The organism is Mycobacterium sp. NPDC003449 (assembly GCF_053588415.1).
On record NZ_JBSFPX010000010.1, the window covers coordinates 61362 to 77907 of the forward strand.

General features: G+C 66.9%; 20 protein-coding genes. 7 read left to right on the top strand and 13 right to left on the bottom strand.

The features are described 5' to 3' along the window. Positions 1–4: 4 nt before the first annotated feature. Positions 5–466, bottom strand: a complete 462-nt coding sequence (locus ACWDTP_RS05305; protein WP_450017287.1) for a GtrA family protein — start codon at positions 464–466, stop codon at positions 5–7. A gap of 104 nt (positions 467–570) precedes the next feature. On the opposite strand from ACWDTP_RS05305, the gene ACWDTP_RS05310 reads away from it, so the two are divergent. The 4 genes from ACWDTP_RS05310 (at position 571) to ACWDTP_RS05325 (ending at position 3328) form a co-directional block, all read left to right on the top strand. Next, positions 571–957 carry a MerR family transcriptional regulator gene (locus tag ACWDTP_RS05310; protein ID WP_450017288.1) on the top strand — a complete coding sequence of 129 codons (387 nt, stop codon included), beginning with the start codon at positions 571–573 and terminating at the stop codon, positions 955–957. Between the two features lie 35 nt (positions 958–992). Next, positions 993–2000, top strand: a complete 1008-nt coding sequence (locus ACWDTP_RS05315; protein ID WP_450017290.1) for a zinc-binding dehydrogenase — start codon at positions 993–995, stop codon at positions 1998–2000. A gap of 62 nt (positions 2001–2062) precedes the next feature. Further along, positions 2063–2959 carry an EamA family transporter gene (locus ACWDTP_RS05320; RefSeq protein ID WP_450017330.1) on the top strand — a complete coding sequence of 299 codons (897 nt, stop codon included), beginning with the start codon at positions 2063–2065 and terminating at the stop codon, positions 2957–2959. An 18-nt stretch (positions 2960–2977) separates the two neighbouring features. Continuing rightward, complete coding sequence (locus tag ACWDTP_RS05325; RefSeq protein ID WP_450017292.1) at positions 2978–3328, top strand: hypothetical protein; 351 nt, start codon at positions 2978–2980, stop codon at positions 3326–3328. Positions 3329–3408: 80 nt separating this feature from the next. Here ACWDTP_RS05325 and ACWDTP_RS05330 read toward each other — a convergent pair whose 3' ends face one another. From ACWDTP_RS05330 to ACWDTP_RS05365, 8 genes are all read right to left on the bottom strand, one after another. Beyond that, positions 3409–4254, bottom strand: coding sequence for an ABC transporter permease (locus ACWDTP_RS05330; protein WP_450017294.1), 846 nt, complete (start codon positions 4252–4254; stop codon positions 3409–3411). Further along, complete coding sequence (locus ACWDTP_RS05335) at positions 4251–5126, bottom strand: ABC transporter permease (RefSeq protein ID WP_450017296.1); 876 nt, start codon at positions 5124–5126, stop codon at positions 4251–4253. The genes ACWDTP_RS05330 and ACWDTP_RS05335 overlap by 4 nt, the downstream gene beginning before the upstream one ends. A gap of 5 nt (positions 5127–5131) precedes the next feature. Then, positions 5132–6328 (bottom strand): polyamine ABC transporter substrate-binding protein, encoded by a 1197-nt coding sequence (locus ACWDTP_RS05340; protein ID WP_450017298.1) that lies wholly within the window; start codon positions 6326–6328, stop codon positions 5132–5134. Between the two features lie 66 nt (positions 6329–6394). After that, positions 6395–7534 carry an ABC transporter ATP-binding protein gene (locus ACWDTP_RS05345; protein WP_450017332.1) on the bottom strand — a complete coding sequence of 380 codons (1140 nt, stop codon included), beginning with the start codon at positions 7532–7534 and terminating at the stop codon, positions 6395–6397. A 316-nt stretch (positions 7535–7850) separates the two neighbouring features. After that, positions 7851–9329 carry an MFS transporter gene (locus tag ACWDTP_RS05350; protein WP_450017300.1) on the bottom strand — a complete coding sequence of 493 codons (1479 nt, stop codon included), beginning with the start codon at positions 9327–9329 and terminating at the stop codon, positions 7851–7853. A 120-nt stretch (positions 9330–9449) separates the two neighbouring features. Further along, a complete protein-coding gene (locus tag ACWDTP_RS05355) occupies positions 9450–9938 on the bottom strand; it encodes an SRPBCC family protein (protein ID WP_450017302.1) in 489 nt (162 codons plus the stop codon). Further along, entirely contained in the window at positions 9899–10267 is a 369-nt protein-coding gene (locus ACWDTP_RS05360; protein WP_450017304.1) for an ArsR/SmtB family transcription factor, read from the bottom strand. Before ACWDTP_RS05360 ends, ACWDTP_RS05355 begins: the two co-directional genes overlap by 40 nt. A gap of 41 nt (positions 10268–10308) precedes the next feature. Then, on the bottom strand, positions 10309–11016 hold the full coding sequence (locus ACWDTP_RS05365; RefSeq protein WP_450017306.1) for a class I SAM-dependent methyltransferase: 708 nt from the start codon (positions 11014–11016) through the stop codon (positions 10309–10311). Positions 11017–11115: 99 nt separating this feature from the next. Here ACWDTP_RS05365 and ACWDTP_RS05370 point away from each other — a divergent pair, with 99 nt between their 5' ends. Further along, positions 11116–11505 carry a hypothetical protein gene (locus ACWDTP_RS05370; RefSeq protein WP_450017308.1) on the top strand — a complete coding sequence of 130 codons (390 nt, stop codon included), beginning with the start codon at positions 11116–11118 and terminating at the stop codon, positions 11503–11505. 47 nt (positions 11506–11552) lie between these two features. Here the strand turns inward: ACWDTP_RS05370 and ACWDTP_RS05375 are convergent, their stop codons facing one another. The 3 genes from ACWDTP_RS05375 to ACWDTP_RS05385 all read right to left on the bottom strand — a co-directional run bounded on the left by ACWDTP_RS05375 (position 11553) and on the right by ACWDTP_RS05385 (position 13735). Further along, complete coding sequence (locus ACWDTP_RS05375) at positions 11553–11876, bottom strand: hypothetical protein (RefSeq protein WP_450017310.1); 324 nt, start codon at positions 11874–11876, stop codon at positions 11553–11555. 144 nt (positions 11877–12020) lie between these two features. Continuing rightward, positions 12021–13223 (bottom strand): cytochrome P450, encoded by a 1203-nt coding sequence (locus ACWDTP_RS05380; RefSeq protein ID WP_450017312.1) that lies wholly within the window; start codon positions 13221–13223, stop codon positions 12021–12023. Then, entirely contained in the window at positions 13220–13735 is a 516-nt protein-coding gene (locus tag ACWDTP_RS05385; RefSeq protein ID WP_450017314.1) for a hypothetical protein, read from the bottom strand. Before ACWDTP_RS05385 ends, ACWDTP_RS05380 begins: the two co-directional genes overlap by 4 nt. 129 nt (positions 13736–13864) lie before the next feature. Between ACWDTP_RS05385 and ACWDTP_RS05390 the strand changes: the two genes are divergently transcribed. Beyond that, entirely contained in the window at positions 13865–14482 is a 618-nt protein-coding gene (locus ACWDTP_RS05390; protein WP_450017316.1) for a TetR/AcrR family transcriptional regulator, read from the top strand. Positions 14483–14492: 10 nt separating this feature from the next. Here ACWDTP_RS05390 and ACWDTP_RS05395 read toward each other — a convergent pair whose 3' ends face one another. After that, complete coding sequence (locus tag ACWDTP_RS05395) at positions 14493–15863, bottom strand: aromatic ring-hydroxylating oxygenase subunit alpha (protein WP_450017318.1); 1371 nt, start codon at positions 15861–15863, stop codon at positions 14493–14495. Positions 15864–16294: 431 nt separating this feature from the next. On the opposite strand from ACWDTP_RS05395, the gene ACWDTP_RS05400 reads away from it, so the two are divergent. After that, positions 16295–16546, top strand: a 252-nt coding sequence (locus ACWDTP_RS05400; protein ID WP_450017320.1) for a LysM peptidoglycan-binding domain-containing protein, incomplete at its 3' end; no start/stop codon positions are given.

The window sequence follows — 16546 nt, forward strand, 5'->3', positions numbered from 1 at the left end:
GGCGTCAGCGGCGGAACACCACCCACCGCATCGCGCTGTACATATAGGCGGCTTCGCATGCCCCGGCCAGGATCCGGGCCAGGTGGTACTCGACCCCCGCCGCCGTGAGCAGGGTCGATACCCCGAGGATGAACGCCAGGTAATTGACCACGACGACCACTACGTAGACGGTCATCTGGGGTCCCACGGCCGCGTGGGACCGGAAGTTGAAGGTCCGGTTGAGGACGTACGCGAGCGCGAAGGCGCAGGCGTAGGCGACGGTCACCGCGATCGGCAGCGGAGCGCCGAGCCCGCCGTGCAGCGCCGTCAGGATCATCAGATCGACACCGAAGGTGAAGCTGTTGATCAGCACGAAGCCCACGAATGTGGGGGCGACGATGGTGTTCAGCCCGAACGGTAGCCGGTCCACGACCCGCACGCAGAATCGGTGAAACCGCCTCGTCGGCAGTACCGGCTCGACCCGCACACCGCCACCGTGACACGAGGAGGTGTCGGTTTCGTGATCACGACGCGAACTCGTCGTGTGCGGATACCACGACCAACCGCGGAACACCTGGTCGGTGGGCGACGTTGCTGGCAGTCATGATCGCGATCGGTGAGTTGGCCAGCCGCGCCGGAGTGAGCGTCCGCGCTGTGCGGCACTATGAGTCGGAGGGGCTGATCGAGCCCGCAGGCCGGTGCGCGAACGGTTACCGGGTGTACGGCGCCGACACGGTCCACCGGGTCCGGCAGGTGAAAGCGCTGGTGAACAACGGCATTCCGCTCCGGCTGGTGAAGGAGCTGCTGCCGCATCTAGGGCCGGACGCACTCGTCCCGCCCGCGGCATGCCGACAGTTCGTCGAGCAGCTGCTGGCTCAGAGGTCCAAGCTCGACGACCGGATCAGCCGGCTGGTGCGTGATCGTGAAGCGCTCGACGCGTACCTGGCCGCGATCGGGCCGGTGACGGCGGGGAGTTGACCCTGCCGCTAGCGTGCGGTGCTCATCCTGTACCCATGACAGCGATATCGACGGACAAGCACGGCGCACCGACCATGCGTGCCCTGCGACAACGGTCGGCTGCCGGCCCGGGTGACCTGGCGGCCGTCACCGATCAACCCACTCCGACACCGGGGCCGGGGGAGGTTCTGGTCAAGGTCGACGCGGCGGGGGTGAACTTCGCCGATGTCATGCATACCTACGGCACGTATGTCGGAGGCCCCCGGGCTCCGTACGTCGCCGGCTTCGAGATGGCGGGCGAGGTCCTGGAACTGGGCCCCGGTGTCACCCGTCCCCGCGTCGGTGACCGGATCGTGGCGTGGTCGGCGGGGGCGTACGCCGAGTACGCGTTGGCGCCCGCGGCCGCCGTGCTGCCGGTGCCGTCAGGCTGGACCTCCACCGAGGCCATTGGCCTCGAAGCGAATTGGTTCACCGCGCTGGCCGCGCTACGGCTGCGCGGAGTCCTCGGTGACCAGCACACCGTGCTGATCCACGCCGCGGCAGGCGGCGTCGGCCAGGCCGCGGTCCGGCTGGCCCGGCACTACGGTGCGCGGGTGCTCGGGACCGCCTCGCCGGGCAAACGCGACCTGCTGCGCAGCCTGGGGGTCGACGACGTCATCGACTACGGCTCGGTGACCGAACAGGTGTTGGCGCTCACCGCCGGCGAGGGTGTGGACCTGGTGCTCGACTCGGTGGGCGCGACCACGTTGGAAGCCAGTTTGGCGGTCGCCAGGCCGGTGACGGGCAGCGTCGTCGTCTACGGCGTCGCCGCCGGTGACGCGTCCGTGGCCGCCTCGGATCTGATCTTCCGGCACCAGGTCAATCTCGTGGGTCTGCATATCGGTGTCCTCGCCCGGCGCGCACCCGGCCTGCACGCCGAACTGCTCGAGGAGCTCGACGGACTGATCCGCGCCGCGGTGATCGCGCCGGGCCGGCCGGAGGTACACCGGCTGGAGGACGGGCGCACGGTGCTCCGGCTCGTCGAGTCCCGCGGGTCGGTGGGCAAGCACGTGCTCATCCCGTGACATACCGTCAGGGTTTCATGAACGGTATGTCCGGAATAATCATGTGGACGTGAACGGTTTCGCTGCCCTTCAATGCAGTAGTGACCGCGACCCTGACCCATAACGCCGCCCGCACCGGCGCACTCATGGCCGTGTGCTCGATGCTGTGCGTGCAGACCGGGCTGGCGGTCGCGGTCGGTCTGATCGACGACATCGGCGCCGAGGGCGCGGCGTGGCTGCGGCTGGCCTGGGCCGGGGTGCTCATGCTGGTGATCGTGCGGCCCCGCCCGGCCGCGTTCACCAAGTCGGCGTTCGGTTGGTGCGTGGTGCTCGGACTCGTCACGGCCGGTGTCACCCTGCTGTTCATGGCGGCGTTGGCGCGTATCCCGCTCGGCACCGCGGCGGCATTGGAGTTCCTCGGACCGCTCGGGGTCGCGGTCGCGCACGGCAGAGGACGGAGCCGGCTGATGTGGCCCGGTCTGGCCGCCGCCGGCGTCGTCCTGCTGACCGAGCCGTGGACCGGCAGCGTCGATCCGGTCGGCGTGCTGTACGCCCTCGGCGCCGCGGCCTGCTGGGCCTGCTACATCCTACTCACCCAGCGGGTGGGCGATTCGGTGGCCGGAATCAACGGCCTGGCGGTGTCGATGCCGGTGGCCGGTCTGGTCGCCACCGCGACCGTAGGGCCGTCGGTATTCGGGCGGGTCACCCCGGAGATCCTGCTGATCGGGATCGGGTTGGCGATTCTGCTGCCGGTCGTTCCGTTCGCCCTGGAACTGTTGGCCCTGCGGCGATTGAACACCGCGGCGTTCGGCACGCTGATGAGTCTGGAGCCTGCCTTCGCGATGATCGTCGGGCTCGTCGTGCTGCACCAGGTCCCGGGGCCGACCGGCGCGATCGGCATCTGCTTCGTGGTGGCCGCGGGTGTCGGCGCGGCCCGCACCGGATCACGTAACGTGCCGATTCCCGCCGAGATCGGCTGACCGGGCTACCCTGACCGGGTGGCACGTGGAATCTTCGGCTCACCCGTCGTGCGGTGGTTCAACACGGCGATGGTCGGCCTTACCCGAATTCCGTTGCTGGGCCGCTGGGTAGGCGACAGCGTGGTGGTCATCCGGTACCAGGGGCGGCGTTCGGGACAGACCTTCGAGACTCCGGTTTCGGTCAAACGCGACGGCAACCGGGCGACCATCCATGTGATGGCGCCCGACAGCAAAACCTGGTGGCGCAACTTCCTCGGCGAGGGTGGGCCGATCACGCTGGTCGACCTGGACGGTCGGGATCGCAACGGGCACGCGATCGCCAACCGCGACGCGGAGGGCCGGGTCGCGGTCAGCGTGACCCTGGATTAGCCGCCGAGCAGACGCGGGCGTACCCGTAAACGGCGAATTACGGGTACCGCCGCGTCTGCTCGCGCATGAAAGTGGGGCGATCAGGTGTCGATCCGCTTGCGCCGATAGAGCGTTCCCGCCATCAGTAGCAGCAAGCTGATCACCAGGATCGCCGTCGCGAGCACGTTGATCTGCGGCGGCACCGCGGCCTTGGTCGCGGCGTTCACATACAGCGGATAGGTCACGGTGGACCCGCTGACGAAATAGGTGATGATGAAGTCGTCGAGCGACAGCGCGAACGACAGCATCGCGGCGGCGACGATGCCCGGAATGATCAGTGGCAGAGTCACTTTGAAGAACGTCCGGGCCGGGCTGGCGCCCAGATCCATCGACGCGTCCTCCAGGGTCCAGTCGAATCCGCGGACCCTGGCCCGCACCGTCATCGCGATGAAGCTGACTTCGAAGGCGATGTGTGCGATGAGGATCGTGGTGTAGCCGGCCGCCCAGCCCAGGTCGAGGAACAGGGTGAGCAGCGACGCGCCCATCACGACCTCGGGCGCGGTCAGCGGCAGCACCAGAAAGGTGTCGACGGCCTTCTGCCCCCGGAACCGTTGGCGCACCAACGCGATCGCGACCAGGCTGCCCAGGACCAGCGCCACCGCGGTCGAGACCGCGGCGACGTTGAGGCTGAGTTTGAGCGCATCGGTCAGGGCCGGGTACTTGAACGGGTCGGCCCAGTTCTCGAAGGTGAAGCCCTGCCAGGTGTAGTTGAACTTGCCCGCGGGCTTGTTGAACGAGAACAGCACGATCACGAAGATCGGCAGGAACAGGTACAGCAGTACCAGTCCGGCGACGATCCGCAGCGACAGATCACCCCACTTCGGGGATCCCTTGACGGTGCTCGGCTCGGCCGGGCTGGTGGCCTCGGCCATCGCGGTGGCGGTCATACCAGGTCCTCCGTGCCGAGGGCCCTGGTGTAGAGCAGCACCCCGACCAGGATGATCGCCATCAGCACCATGCTGAGCGCGGCCGCCGCGGGATAGTCCTTGACCACCAGGAACTGCTTCTGGATGACGTTGCCGATCATCGTGGTCTGGGTGCTCCCGAGATAGTCGGCGTTGATGAAGTCGCCGACGGCCGGGATGAACACCAGCATGCTGCCCGCCAGCACGCCCGGCATCGACAGCGGCAGAATCACTTTGGTGAAGCTGCGGGTGTTCGACGAGTACAGGTCCTTGGACGCCTCGATCAGTCGGGGATCGATCTTCTCCAGGCTGACGTAGAGCGGCAGGATCATGAAGATGATCCAGTTGTAGGTGAGCCCGCCGATGACCGCCCAACTCGTCGACAGCAGCCTGCCGTCGGCGGGAAGCAGGCCGACGGCGCCGAGTGCGCTGACCACCCATCCCTCGTCGGCCAGGATCGTCTTCCAGGCGATGGTGCGGATCAGGAAGGTGACGAAGAACGGCAGGATGACCAGGCCGAGGATCAGGTTCTTGTAGCGGCCAGCCTTGAACGCGATGACGTAGGCCAACGGGAAGGCCAGGATCGCGCACAACACCGTCGCCACCAGGGCGTACCCGAACGACCGCAGGATCTGGTCCTGGTATTCGCTGAAGGCGTGCAGATAGTTGCCGAAGTTCCAGTCGAAGGTCAGCGTGGGCAGATAGACCGAGCCGCCCGACGACGACAGCGAGGTGCGCGCCAGCGAGAAGAACGGGACCACGAAGAAGATCCCGAGATACACCAGGGCGGGCAGGATCATCAGGTACGGGGCGATCCTGCTCCGCTGCCGGCTACTGGTGGCTACGCCCGCCATCGGCGTCAGCCCCCGGTCACTGCGGCGTAAATGGTGTTGAACTCCTGGGTCTGCTCGTCGGTCAGCGCGCCCCAGGACTTCAGGTTGGCCGACATGTCGGCGGGCGGGTTGATCAGCGGGTTGCCTGCGATCTTGGGGTCGATCTTGGCGAGTTCGTCGGTCATATCCGAGAGCACCGGCACGAACTGGGTGAACGCGATGAGCTTGGCGTAATTGGCCCGGTCGTAAACGTAGTCGATCCAGGCCTCGGCCGCCTTCTGGTTCTGTGTGGTGTACGGAATCACCATGGTGTCGATGAACCAGTCACCGCCGGACTCGGGGACTACGAACTTCAGATCGGGGTTGTCGGCCTGGAGCTGCACCACGTCTCCGGAGTATGCCTGGGCTACAACGACATTGCCCGAAGCGAGGTCGTCGGCGTAATCGTTGCCGGTGAACCGGCGGATCTGCCCCCTGCCCTTCTGATCGCCGACGAAGTCGGCGGCCTTCTGCACGCCCTCGGTGGTCGGGTCCTCGACCGAATTGCCCTGCCACTGCATGATCATGCCGAGGCCGTCCTGGGTGTCGGAGAGCAGGCTGACCCGGCCCTTGTACGCGGGATCCCACAGATCGTCGATCTTGGTGATGTCGCGGCCGGTCGCGGCCCGGTTGTAGGCCAGGCCCACCATGCCGGTCATATACGGTGCGGTGACCTTGCGGCCCGGGTCGATCTTGGAGTTGAGCAGATCCTCGCGCAGGTTCTTCTTGTTCGGGACGCGGGACTCGCTGATCTCGTTGAGCCACTTGAGCCCGTTGAGCCGGGCCGCCATGAACTCGGTGGGCACCACCAGATCCGCGCCGATGTCCTGTTTACGCGACAGCGGTTCCTTGACCTTGGCGAACCACTGCTCGTTGTCGTTGAAGTCCTCCTTGTAGTCGACCGTGAGCCCCGACGCGGTCTGGAAGGCCGCCACGAATCCGTCGGCCATGTATAGCGGCCAGTTGGAGATCCGCAGGGTGCCGGTGGCCGGCGAACCGTCGTCCGGGGCCGCCGAGGACGACTCGGCCGAGCCTCCGTCGCCGCCCGACCCGCAGGCGGCGAGCACGGCAGGCCCCAGGGCGAGCGCGGCCGCTGCGGCGGCGCTGCCGCCGAGGAACCGCCGCCTCGAGGTGCGGTTGGCGGCCAGCCGGGCGAGCAGTCGGGGATCGGTGTTGTCGGGCATGAGCGACCTTTCTCGAAGTGCGGCGCTGTCGTCGTTGATGAGGGGTGGGTCGGCTGCTGCGAATGCTCAGGAGTCGTCGAGCATCTCTTCGAGATCCTCGGTGGTGGGGATGTCGGCCGCCGGGAGCACCCGCGACGCGTCGGGGGACCAGCTCACGTGCACCTGATCGCCTGGCCGCAGCATCGGCAGGTCCTGTTCGGGCCCGACGTGGGCGACGATCGCCGAATCATCCGGTGCGGCAAGGGAAAGCCGGATGACGGGCCCCTGAAAGGTCAGGTCGGCGACGGTGGCCGGAACCGACATAACGTCGGACGAGCCCGGCTGATCGGTGGTGACCCGGACCCGCTCCGGGCGGATCATCAGGGTGGCGTGACCGCCCGGTTCGATGGTGGTGTCGCCGGCCCTGGACTTGAGGGTGGTGCCCAGCACCTCGACCTCGACGTAGTCGCGGTTGGCCCGGCCGGTCTGGCGTCCGGCCCACAGGTTGGCCTGGCCGATGAAACCGGCCACGAACACCGTCGACGGGTGGTCGTAGATCTCGGTCGGGCTGCCGATCTGTTCGACGTTGCCCGCGTTCATCACCGCGATCCGGTCGCTCATGGTGAGCGCCTCTTCCTGATCGTGGGTGACGTAGACGAAGGTGATCCCGACCTCACGCTGGATGCGTTTGAGCTCGAACTGCATGGCGTGGCGCAGTTTCAGGTCGAGGGCTCCCAGCGGTTCGTCGAGCAGCAGGGCGCTGGGGTAGTTCACCAGGGCGCGGGCCAGCGCGACCCGCTGTTGCTGCCCGCCGGAGAGTTGACCGGGTTTGCGTTTGGCGAAATCGGTGAGCCGCACGATCTCCAGGAGTTCGTCGACGCTGCGCTTGATCTCCGCCTTGTCCTTCTTCATGCTGCGCGGCCCGTAGGCGACGTTGTCCCACACCGTCATATGCGGAAACAGCGCATAGTGCTGGAAGACCGTGTTGACGTTGCGTTTGTGCGGCGGAACCCGGGACACGTCGGCCCCGGCGAGGCGGATCGCACCCTCGGTGGGGCTTTCGAAGCCCGCGATCATCCGCAGCGTGGTGGTCTTACCGCATCCGGACGGGCCGAGCATGGAGAAAAATTCGCCCGATGCGATGGTGAAGTCGGCGTCGGCCACGGCCACGTAGTCGGCGAACCGCTTCGTGACGTGGTCGATCTCGATGACGGGTTCGCCACCGATGCGCGGTGCGCCGTCCTGTCGATCGTCGACGGCGGTGGTGTCTGGGCCGGTCAGCGTGGTCCTCCTCGTGTGCAGCCGGGGTGGCCGTGGATAAACAATCGCGGATTCGAGCGACCTGCGCAAGCGATTCCGCAACGATTTAACATTTTTACAATGGAATCGGTCGTCGGACCGCGCTTTCGATGCGCGATTCCACATCAACGGAGGCAACGTCGAACGGCAGGTGTGCGGCGCCTGCGGACGGGGAGATGCGGGATGTGTCCGCCTCATTTTCGCAGTCGGCGTTGCTGGTAGGACGCGAAACCGTCGAGTTCGGTCAGCCCCACTCGTGGTTCATCGCGCGCGATTCCGACAGGGTCTGGGGGGACTCGCTGTGCCGGTCCGGCGCGCGCGATATCGCGATCAGCGCCAGTGCCAGCCCCGCGGTGACCGCGCCGCCGACGAAGATCGTCACGAAACTGGTCTCGGCGGGCGCCGCGGCATGGCCGAGCAGCACGGCGACGATCGCGGCCGCCGTGGAACTTCCGATCGTCCGCGCGATGGCGTTCATGCTGGTGGCGATCCCGGTTTGGCTCGTGTCGACCTCGCTGACCACTAGCGCGGGGAGGGCACCGTAACCGAGGCTGATGTAGGCGTTGGCCAGCATCCCGGCGACGATCACCTGCCACGCCCGGTCGTGGGCCGCGGCGAGCATGACGAACCCGGCGATGCCGGCCAGCGCCGCGGCCACCAGCACCCGCCGGGCACCGAACCGGTCGATGAACCGACCGCTCACCAGCGCCACGACGAAACCCGTCAGGGCGCCCGGCAACAGGAAGTAGACGCTGGCCTGCAGGACCGTGGCGCCGAATCCGTACCCCGCCGCCGCGCGCGACATCTGCACGAACTGGGTCAGGCCCAGAAACGCGAAATACAGGCCCATTCCGACGAAGACGGTGGCGAGGTTGGTCAGCAGGATCGGTCGCCTGGTCAGCATCGCCGTCGACACCAGCGGATGGCGGACGCGTCGCTCCCAGAGCCACCAGCCGACCAGCAGCGCCACCCCGCCGACGAGGAATCCGAGGACCGGCGGGGCGGTCCAGCCCCACGCGTTCCCCTGCGTGATGGCCACCAGGACCGCGGACAGGCCGCCGGCCAGCCCGATCGCACCCAGCCAGTCGATGGAGCCCTGCGCGTCCGGACGGCGAGCCGGCACGACCAGGGCCGCGGCGACGATGACGAGAGCGGTGAACGCGGTGGTGAGCCAGAAGACCCGGTGATACCCGGCATCGCCGGACATCAACAGACCGGTGACGACCAGACCCGCGCCGCCGCCGAAACCCAGCGTGCCCGACAACACCGACATGGCGCCGATCAAGCGGTCCTCGGCGAGTTCCTCGCGCAGGATCGCGATGCTGATCGGATACAGCGCGTAGGACGCCCCTTGCATGATGCGCGCCGCGATCAGCAGCGGCACCGATGCGGTGGCGGCCGCCAGCACCGACCCGGCCAACACGACCGCCAGCACGCCGAGCAGCACCCGCTTCTTGCTGTAGAGGTCGGCGAGCCGGCCGATCAGCGGAGTAGCGGCGGCCGCGGCCAGCAGATTGGCGGTGACGGCCCAACTCACGGCCACCGACGTGGTGTGCAGTTGGGTGGCGATGATGCCGAGGACCGGCACCACCGCGGTCTGCAGCACCGCGACGGTGAGCGCGACGAGGCTGAGCCCGGCGATCAGGAGCGCGGGGTGGCGGTGCGGTGCCTGGGCGGCGGGGGCGGACCGGGTGGCTTCGGTCCCGCTGACGGCCTCCGCCACATCCCCTCCGATCGTTAGCTCATCTTGACGTTTCTCGATTATGGACCCCCGGTCCGCGGCACGACGAATCGGCGAGGATCAGCGCTACGGTGGCTACCGGCCCCGCGGGCCGGAGGTCGGTCAGCCCGCAAGCAGAGCGTCGATCTGGTCGATAGCCGACTTCGAGCCCTCCTCGACACCCATCTCGAGCACTTTCTGCAGATCCTCGGCCGTGTCGAACCTGCAGTCGTAGGTGACTTTGGTGGCGTCGGCGCCGACGGCCTCGAAGGTGTAGACGTTGTGTGAGACCGGCAGGTCCGACGCCGGATTGAACTCGTCGTCGGCGAAGCCGTCGTCGAAGCTGAAGCTGCGGGGCTCGTCGACGGCGGTGACCTTCCAGTAGCCGGCGAACTTCGCCCCGTCCGGTCCGGTCATGAAGTACTTGACCGCACCACCTGGGGTGAGCGAATGTTCGACCACGGTCGCCGGGTAGGTGGGTGGACCCCAGATCTTCTCCAGCTGACGCGGGTCGGCGTAGATCTGCCAGACCCGCTCGACGGGCGCGGCGAACTCCGCGGTGATCGTCAGGGTCAGGTCGTCGATGTTCCTGGTGACGTCGGTGACGGGCATGGTTGCTCCTTGGTGAGTAGGTCGTCGATGCGAGTGATGCGGCCGCGCCAGACGCCCTCGAGCTCAACGAGCATCGAAGCCACCGAACGCACGGCCTCCACATCGCCGGTCGCAAGTTGCTCTCGCCCCTGGCGACGCTTGGAGATCAGGCCTGCCTTCTCCAGCACGGCGACGTGCTTCTGCACGGCGGCGAAGCTCATGTCGTAATTCGCCGCAAGCGCCGTGACCGAATGCTCCCCGGCCAGCACCCGACGCAGGATGTCCCGTCGAGTGCGGTCGGCCAGGGCGTGGAAGAACGCGTCCGCCCTGTCCTCGTCCGCGTCGGTCACCCCACAAACATACAACCAAACGGTTGTATGTTGTCAACCCCTCACCTCGGATCGGGTACGGCGCGGATCGCCATGAATCCGGTCGGCTCACGCGAAAGACGCTGGTATGCAGCAAGATCGAGCTCGGCGGCCCGCTGGGTGGGTCGCGGTTCGCGTAGCTGCTCGATGAGGAACCCGGCCTGCCGCAACTCATCGCAGGTCTGTTCCAGAGAGGTCAGCCAGTACCGGACCCGCCAGCCCTTGCTCCAGGTCTCCTCGATCACCTTCGGGTCGAAGTAGTTGCCGCCGTGCCGCAACCAGTCGCCGGTGGGGTGCTGGCGGGACAGGACGAGCGCGCCGCCGGGGCGCAGCACCCGGTGGAACTCCCGCAGCGCCGCCGGACGGTCGTCGAGATATTCGAGCGCCAGCGCGAACAGCACCAGATCCACCGAGCCGTCCGGTAGCCAGGTCAGCGGTGCGGCCAGATCGTGGACCCGGAACTGCCCCGACGGTACGCGTTCCCGCGCCAGCTCCACCATCCGCGGGCTGACATCGAGGCCGACCACCGACGCGCCGCCGGCCACCAGTTCCTCGGCGTAGAGCCCGGGGCCGCATGCGGCGTCGAGCACCGTTCTGCCATCGACGCCGCCCAACAGTGCCAGGCAGGCCGGCCGGTCGTAATGGGCGTTGTACAGGCCATCGCGGGCGTGGTCGAGGAATTCATCGGCGAATACGTCGTACTGGGGGTGGGATCCTACGGACTCAGACACCTGCCCAGTGTGCCCGCGCAGACCGGCGGCACCGCGCGGCGGGGTTTGGGACCTGCGATAACGCGGACAGTGCGGGCATCATGGGGGCACAGTTACCCCATGGGCACTCAGAAGGTTCCGAAACCGAGCGATCTGCGGTCGGCGGCGCAGGCCGCGGTCGGCACCGCGCAATCGGCGGTGGAGACCGCACAAGCGGTCGCGGGTGGCGCCATGCGCATCCCGCCGGCCTCGGCCCAGATCGTGGCGCAACTACCCGACCTGCTGGAGAACCTGGCCGTGGCGACCGAGCGGCTCAACACCACGATCGACCGCACCGAGCGGTACCTGGCCATGGCCGATCCGATGTTTCGCACCATGGACCGGTTGTTGCCGCAGTTCGAGGCGCTGATCGCAACGGGCAACGACGTGTTCAGGATGTTGTCGGGCATTCCCGGCCTGTCCAGACTCAACCGGTTCACCGGGCGGGCGCCGGGCGACCGCGCGGAATGACGCGGCCGCGCCGCCTGGTGGGGCACCAGGCGGCGCCGTACCAGTCATCAGAGCGGAATCCAGGTACCCAGGAACCAGAAGCCCCAACCAGGGCCGTTGCCGGCGGGCATCGGGGTCACCTGCTGGCCGTTCCAGTTGAACGGCTGGTGGTCTTGGCGGCCCTGGTCGATGCCGCGGTCGTGCCAGCCGGCCGGACCGTTCCCGGGGCCGGAGCCGCCCGGGCCGTTGGGTTGGCCTGCACAGTGGTTGCCCCCAGGGGCGCAGCCCGGCCCCGGCTGGGCGGCTGCCGTCCCGAGCCCCAGGCCGAGCATCCCGGCCATGCCGATCCCCGCCGCCAGCGTGGACATGCACGCGATCTTCTTCAAAGACATTGCCTCACTCCGTTTCTCATCGGTGCAGCAGGTTGCCGCACGATGAAAACTAACCGGCCGTCGTGTGCTGGCCCTGTGTCGAGTGTGGGTACCCGCTATGCAACCGGTAACGGAACCGAAACCATTTGCTATCGGTGAGACACCTCAGATGCGGGCAGGCATGCTGTCCCATCCGCGAACCGCCGATGACGACGAGAAGACGGCCTTGTCGAGATCGACCTCCCAGTCCGGGAACCGGGTGAGGATCTCGTCGAGTGCGATGCGGCCCTCGAGCCGGGCGAGCGCGTTGCCCAGGCAGTAGTGCGCCCCCACGCCGAAGGTGAGGTGTTGGCGCGGTGCCCGGCCGACGTCGAAACTCTCGGCGTCGGGGCCGAATCGGCGTTCGTCGCGATTGGCCGCCCCGATCAGGGTCAGCAGCGCGCTCCCGGCCGGGACCGTCGTCCCGTGGAACTCGACGTCACCGGTGACGTACCGGGCGGCCTGCAGCGCGGGCGGCTCGAAGCGCAGGATCTCCTCGACGGCAGCCGACAGCAGCGAGCGGTCCACGGTCAGGCGGCGACGCTGGTCGGGATGTTCGGACAGCAGTTTTCCCGACCAGCCGATCAGCCGGGTCGTGGTCTCGGCGCCGGCGACGGCCACCACGTTCATGAACATCAGCAGCTCGTCGCGGCGCAGCCGCCGGGTGACCCCGTTCTCGTCCTCGAACTCGACCTGCAGCAACTCGGTGGTCAGATCGTCGGCCGGGTGGGCGGCCCGCCAGTCGATGAAGTCGGCGAAAACCTGCCCGTCGGTCAACGCGCCGTCGGGGTTGTCGGTCATCTGCTTGCCGCGTTCGGTCCGGACGTGGCGGTCGCCGTCCTCCTGCACCCGGCGCTGGAAATGCTCGGGGATGCCGAACAGCATGCCGACCACCCGCAGCGGCATCACCGACCCGAGGTCCTTGACGAAATCCAGGTGATCACCGCCGACGAGCGGGTCAAGGCAGCGCGCGGTGAACTCCCGGATGTGGGGTTCGAGCGCATTGATCTTTCGTGGAGTGAACGCCCGCGCCAGGAGATTTCGGTGGATGTCGTGGACCGGCGGGTCTTCGAAGATCAGGACTCCGGGCGGGATCTCCATGCCCGACTTCAGGATCTCCAGGACCACGCCGCGCGCCGAACTGAACGTCCGGTGGTCGACCAGCACCCGGTTGACGTCCTCGAACCGGCTGACCGCGTAGAAGTCGTGCTCGCTGTTGTAGTACAGCGGGGCCTGATCGCGGAACCGTTTGAACATCGGGTAGGGGTCGGCGTTGAGCTCGACGTTCCACGGGTCGTAGCGCAGGTCGCTGTCGGCGTCGACGGTCACAGGCCGTGCTTTTCGAAGTGCCGCGCCAACGCCTGCATGTACTCCTCACCCCGGAACGGTCCGCGGGCTCCGATCGCCTTCTCCAGGAAGGGTCCGTACTCCTCGTCGTTGACGTAGGTCGACCAGTGGGTGATCTGGGCGTCCTCGTTCGTCTCGATGAAGCTGATCGAGTAGAACCCCATCGTCTCGCCGTCGGTTGTGGTTCCCTCCCAACGGAACCGCATCACCAGTCCGTTCTCGGCAGGCCAGAACTTGTGATCGACCGGCTTCCAATCCGGAAAGACCACCGAATACGCCTTGGCCTCGACCGTGGCGGCCGTGGCGAACGAGGTGGCCACATCTTTGAGTACCAGTTCCTGGCCGGCCACGAAGTACGGCGAGGTGTAGACCGCGTCATCGGTGAACTCCCAGTCGTCGTAGGTCTCACCCTCGTGCACCTTCTGCAGTACGTACTTGTCGCGGTAGCTCTCCGCCATGCGGCGGTGTTTGGCGATGCGGTCGACGAGATCCATTGCGGTCCTTTCGTGTTGGTGTTGCCGAGATTAATATACAGTTATGTATTACAGATACAATATTGAATTTAGAGTTCGGCGCTCCGGCGTGGCGTCCTGATCCGCCGGATGGCCTGGGAGGATGGGGTCGTGGCTGAACGGTGGACCAGGCAACGGCGGGTCGAGCACACGCGCAACCTGCTGCTCGACGCCGCCGAGGAGGTGGTTGCCCGGCAGGGCTTCGGGGCCGCGGCGCTCGAGGTGATCGCCGATGCCGCGGGCTACACCCGGGGGGCGATCTACTCGCACTTCGGCACCAAGGAGGAACTCTTCCTGGCCGTGATGGAACGCCAGCTCCAGCGGTTCCTCGACGGGTTCGCCGATATCGTGGAGTCGTTCCACACGTTGAGCGACTTCGACGCCGACAAACTGGCCGAGCGGTGGCGGGAGCTGAGCATCGGCGCACCGGAGCGGGCGGCGCTCGGCTACGAGTTCACGCTGTTTCTGTTGCGCAACCCCGAGGCCAGGGCCCGGGTGGCCGAGCAGCGGCAGCAGACCGTGCGGTCGTTGGCCGACTACATCGACGCACACCTGGACAAGATCGGAGGCCGGCTGCGGGTGCCCTCGGAGGTGTTGGCGAAAGTCCTGATCGCCACCAACGAGGGAGTCACCCTCGGCAGCCACATCGACTCCGAGGACCTCTACCTGCCGTTCCTCGAGATGGTGATGGCCCATGTCGAGTCCGCTGACGGCGGTGGCGCCGGCTGATCCGGCGGGCCTACCTGGCCGTTTCGGCCAGGTAGCGGTCGATCACCGAGTGATAGTGCGCGATGACGACCTCTTCCTTGACCAGCGACATGGACGTCAGCCGCCGGTTGCGCAGACCGCGCTGCTGCCGCGGCATCTGCTCGTAATCCTGTTGCAGGGCAAGGAAGTATTTGAAGCTGCCTGGCTCCTGCACGTCGATCGGATCCGCCTTGAACACATCGCGGTGCTCCTCGGGGAGCCACATCACGCTGACGATGTGCCAGTAGCAGCGGTTGGGGTCGCCGCTCTCGTGCGGCCGGGCCATGATCACCGTGGCCTCGCCCGCGCGCACCGTCATGAAGAAGTTCGGGAACAACACCCACCCGTGGTTGTCGCTCATCTGGGCATCGGTCAGCCCGCTGACGTCGAAACCCATGCCGGTCAGGGTTTCTCGGGTCGCGGTCTGCAACAACGTCCTCGGCGTCACGCCGTCGGGCAGCTCCAGCGTCCCGTTCTGGTCGCGGTAACCGGCGACCAGCTCCTGGAATCGGGGGAGGACCGCCGTGACCGACGGGAAGGTCTCGGGCAGTCCCATGATGCCCTCGATCTGCTCCTCCAGTCCGTACTTGGCCCCGGCCACCTCGAACGGGGCACATGAGACGCTGTGCCGATCGAAGAAGCGGTACCGCGTCGTGCTGGGATCGATCATGACGACCTGCAGCAGCTGCGGATGTATCCCGGAGATGTGGTAGCCCTCCTCGAAGGCGTCCATGACGACTTTCCAGTTGCAGTCCAATGCTTCCCGGACGTCGAGAACGGTCACCATCTCCTCGAGGTGGTAAGGGGTGAGCAGGTCGACGACGTCGGCACCGAGGAACTCGGCCAGCGGCGCGGCCTGCGGATCGGGGTTGAGGAAGATGAACCCGCCGAAGCATTCGACCGCGACCTCGTGCAGGCCCAGCCCCTCCTTGTCGGGTGCGGCTAACTCGTTTTCCTCCTCCCGTAGCACCCCTTTGAGCTTGCCGGTGAGGTCGTAGGACCACAGGTGGTACTGACACACGATGCCGCGCTTGGCATTACCCGTTCCGCGGCAGAGGATGTTGCCCCGGTGCCTGCAGGCATTGACGAACCCCCGGATCCGGTGATCCTTGCCGCGCACGAGCAGGAACGACTGGTCGAGCAACCGGTATTCCTTCCAGTCGCCGACGTCGCCCAGCTCCGACTCGCGGCCGGCGACCTGCCACACCCGTAGCCAGATGTTGTCACGCTCGCGTTCAACGTAATCGGGGTCGACGTAGCGGTCGGTGGTGATGTTCATCGGGTACCGGTCGGCGGCGATATCACGCAGTCCGATGCCGTTGTCGAACCATTCTCCCGGCCGCGCGGGCTGTATCGCTGTCATGCAGGTCGCTCCTCGGGCTGTGCTGTAGGCGTCTCATGTCCGAAAGATGTTCGGCGCCAGGGCCGAACGCCGATTGCTCACCAACCAGGCGTCGAATAGGGAGGGGCTGGCCCGTCGACGACCGCTGTGGTGCCGGTCACTACTATACGACACCGTATTAGAAATGCAAGACTGTATATTAAGCGTCGCACTTTGCCCGCGGCGAGGGTTGGTCGACCTACTGCAGATCTGGCAAACATGTTCGGCCCTAGTGAATTTCGCCGCCGTGGGCGGTCCGGCGTCCATGGGTGTTCGATTGGCGGTTTATCCGCGATCCGGCCCTGGGCCAGGGCGGTCACGGCATAGAATGGACCTACCGTCGACCAGTCGAACGCGCCGACTGGTTCAGGGCACCGTCGCCGGGGCAGTTGCGAACTTGAGGGGTGGAACGCATGGTCAGAACACACACGGTCCTGGCGGGAGAGACACTGTGGGCACTGGCGTTACGGTATTACGGCGACGCGGAACTCTATCGGCTGATCGCCACCGCGAGCGGTGTCGCCGATCCCGACGTGATCGATGTGGGCCGGCGGTTGATCATCCCAGACTTCACCCGGTACACCGTCGCCGCGGGGGACACCCTGGACACGCTGGCGACGCGGTTCTACGGTGACCCGCAGCTGGGGTGGCTGATCGCCGATGCC

What these genes read in the sequence shown, in the direction of transcription:
- ACWDTP_RS05315 (WP_450017290.1), top strand. Translation starts at nt 993, where the DNA reads ATGACAGCGATATCGACGGACAAGCACGGCGCACCGACCATGCGTGCC.
- ACWDTP_RS05330 (WP_450017294.1), bottom strand. Translation starts at nt 4,254, where the DNA reads ATGACCGCCACCGCGATGGCCGAGGCCACCAGCCCGGCCGAGCCGAGC.
- ACWDTP_RS05335 (WP_450017296.1), bottom strand. Translation starts at nt 5,126, where the DNA reads ATGGCGGGCGTAGCCACCAGTAGCCGGCAGCGGAGCAGGATCGCCCCG.
- ACWDTP_RS05340 (WP_450017298.1), bottom strand. Translation starts at nt 6,328, where the DNA reads ATGCCCGACAACACCGATCCCCGACTGCTCGCCCGGCTGGCCGCCAAC.
- ACWDTP_RS05355 (WP_450017302.1), bottom strand. Translation starts at nt 9,938, where the DNA reads ATGCCCGTCACCGACGTCACCAGGAACATCGACGACCTGACCCTGACG.
- ACWDTP_RS05370 (WP_450017308.1), top strand. Translation starts at nt 11,116, where the DNA reads ATGGGCACTCAGAAGGTTCCGAAACCGAGCGATCTGCGGTCGGCGGCG.
- ACWDTP_RS05375 (WP_450017310.1), bottom strand. Translation starts at nt 11,876, where the DNA reads ATGTCTTTGAAGAAGATCGCGTGCATGTCCACGCTGGCGGCGGGGATC.
- ACWDTP_RS05385 (WP_450017314.1), bottom strand. Translation starts at nt 13,735, where the DNA reads ATGGATCTCGTCGACCGCATCGCCAAACACCGCCGCATGGCGGAGAGC.
- ACWDTP_RS05395 (WP_450017318.1), bottom strand. Translation starts at nt 15,863, where the DNA reads ATGACAGCGATACAGCCCGCGCGGCCGGGAGAATGGTTCGACAACGGC.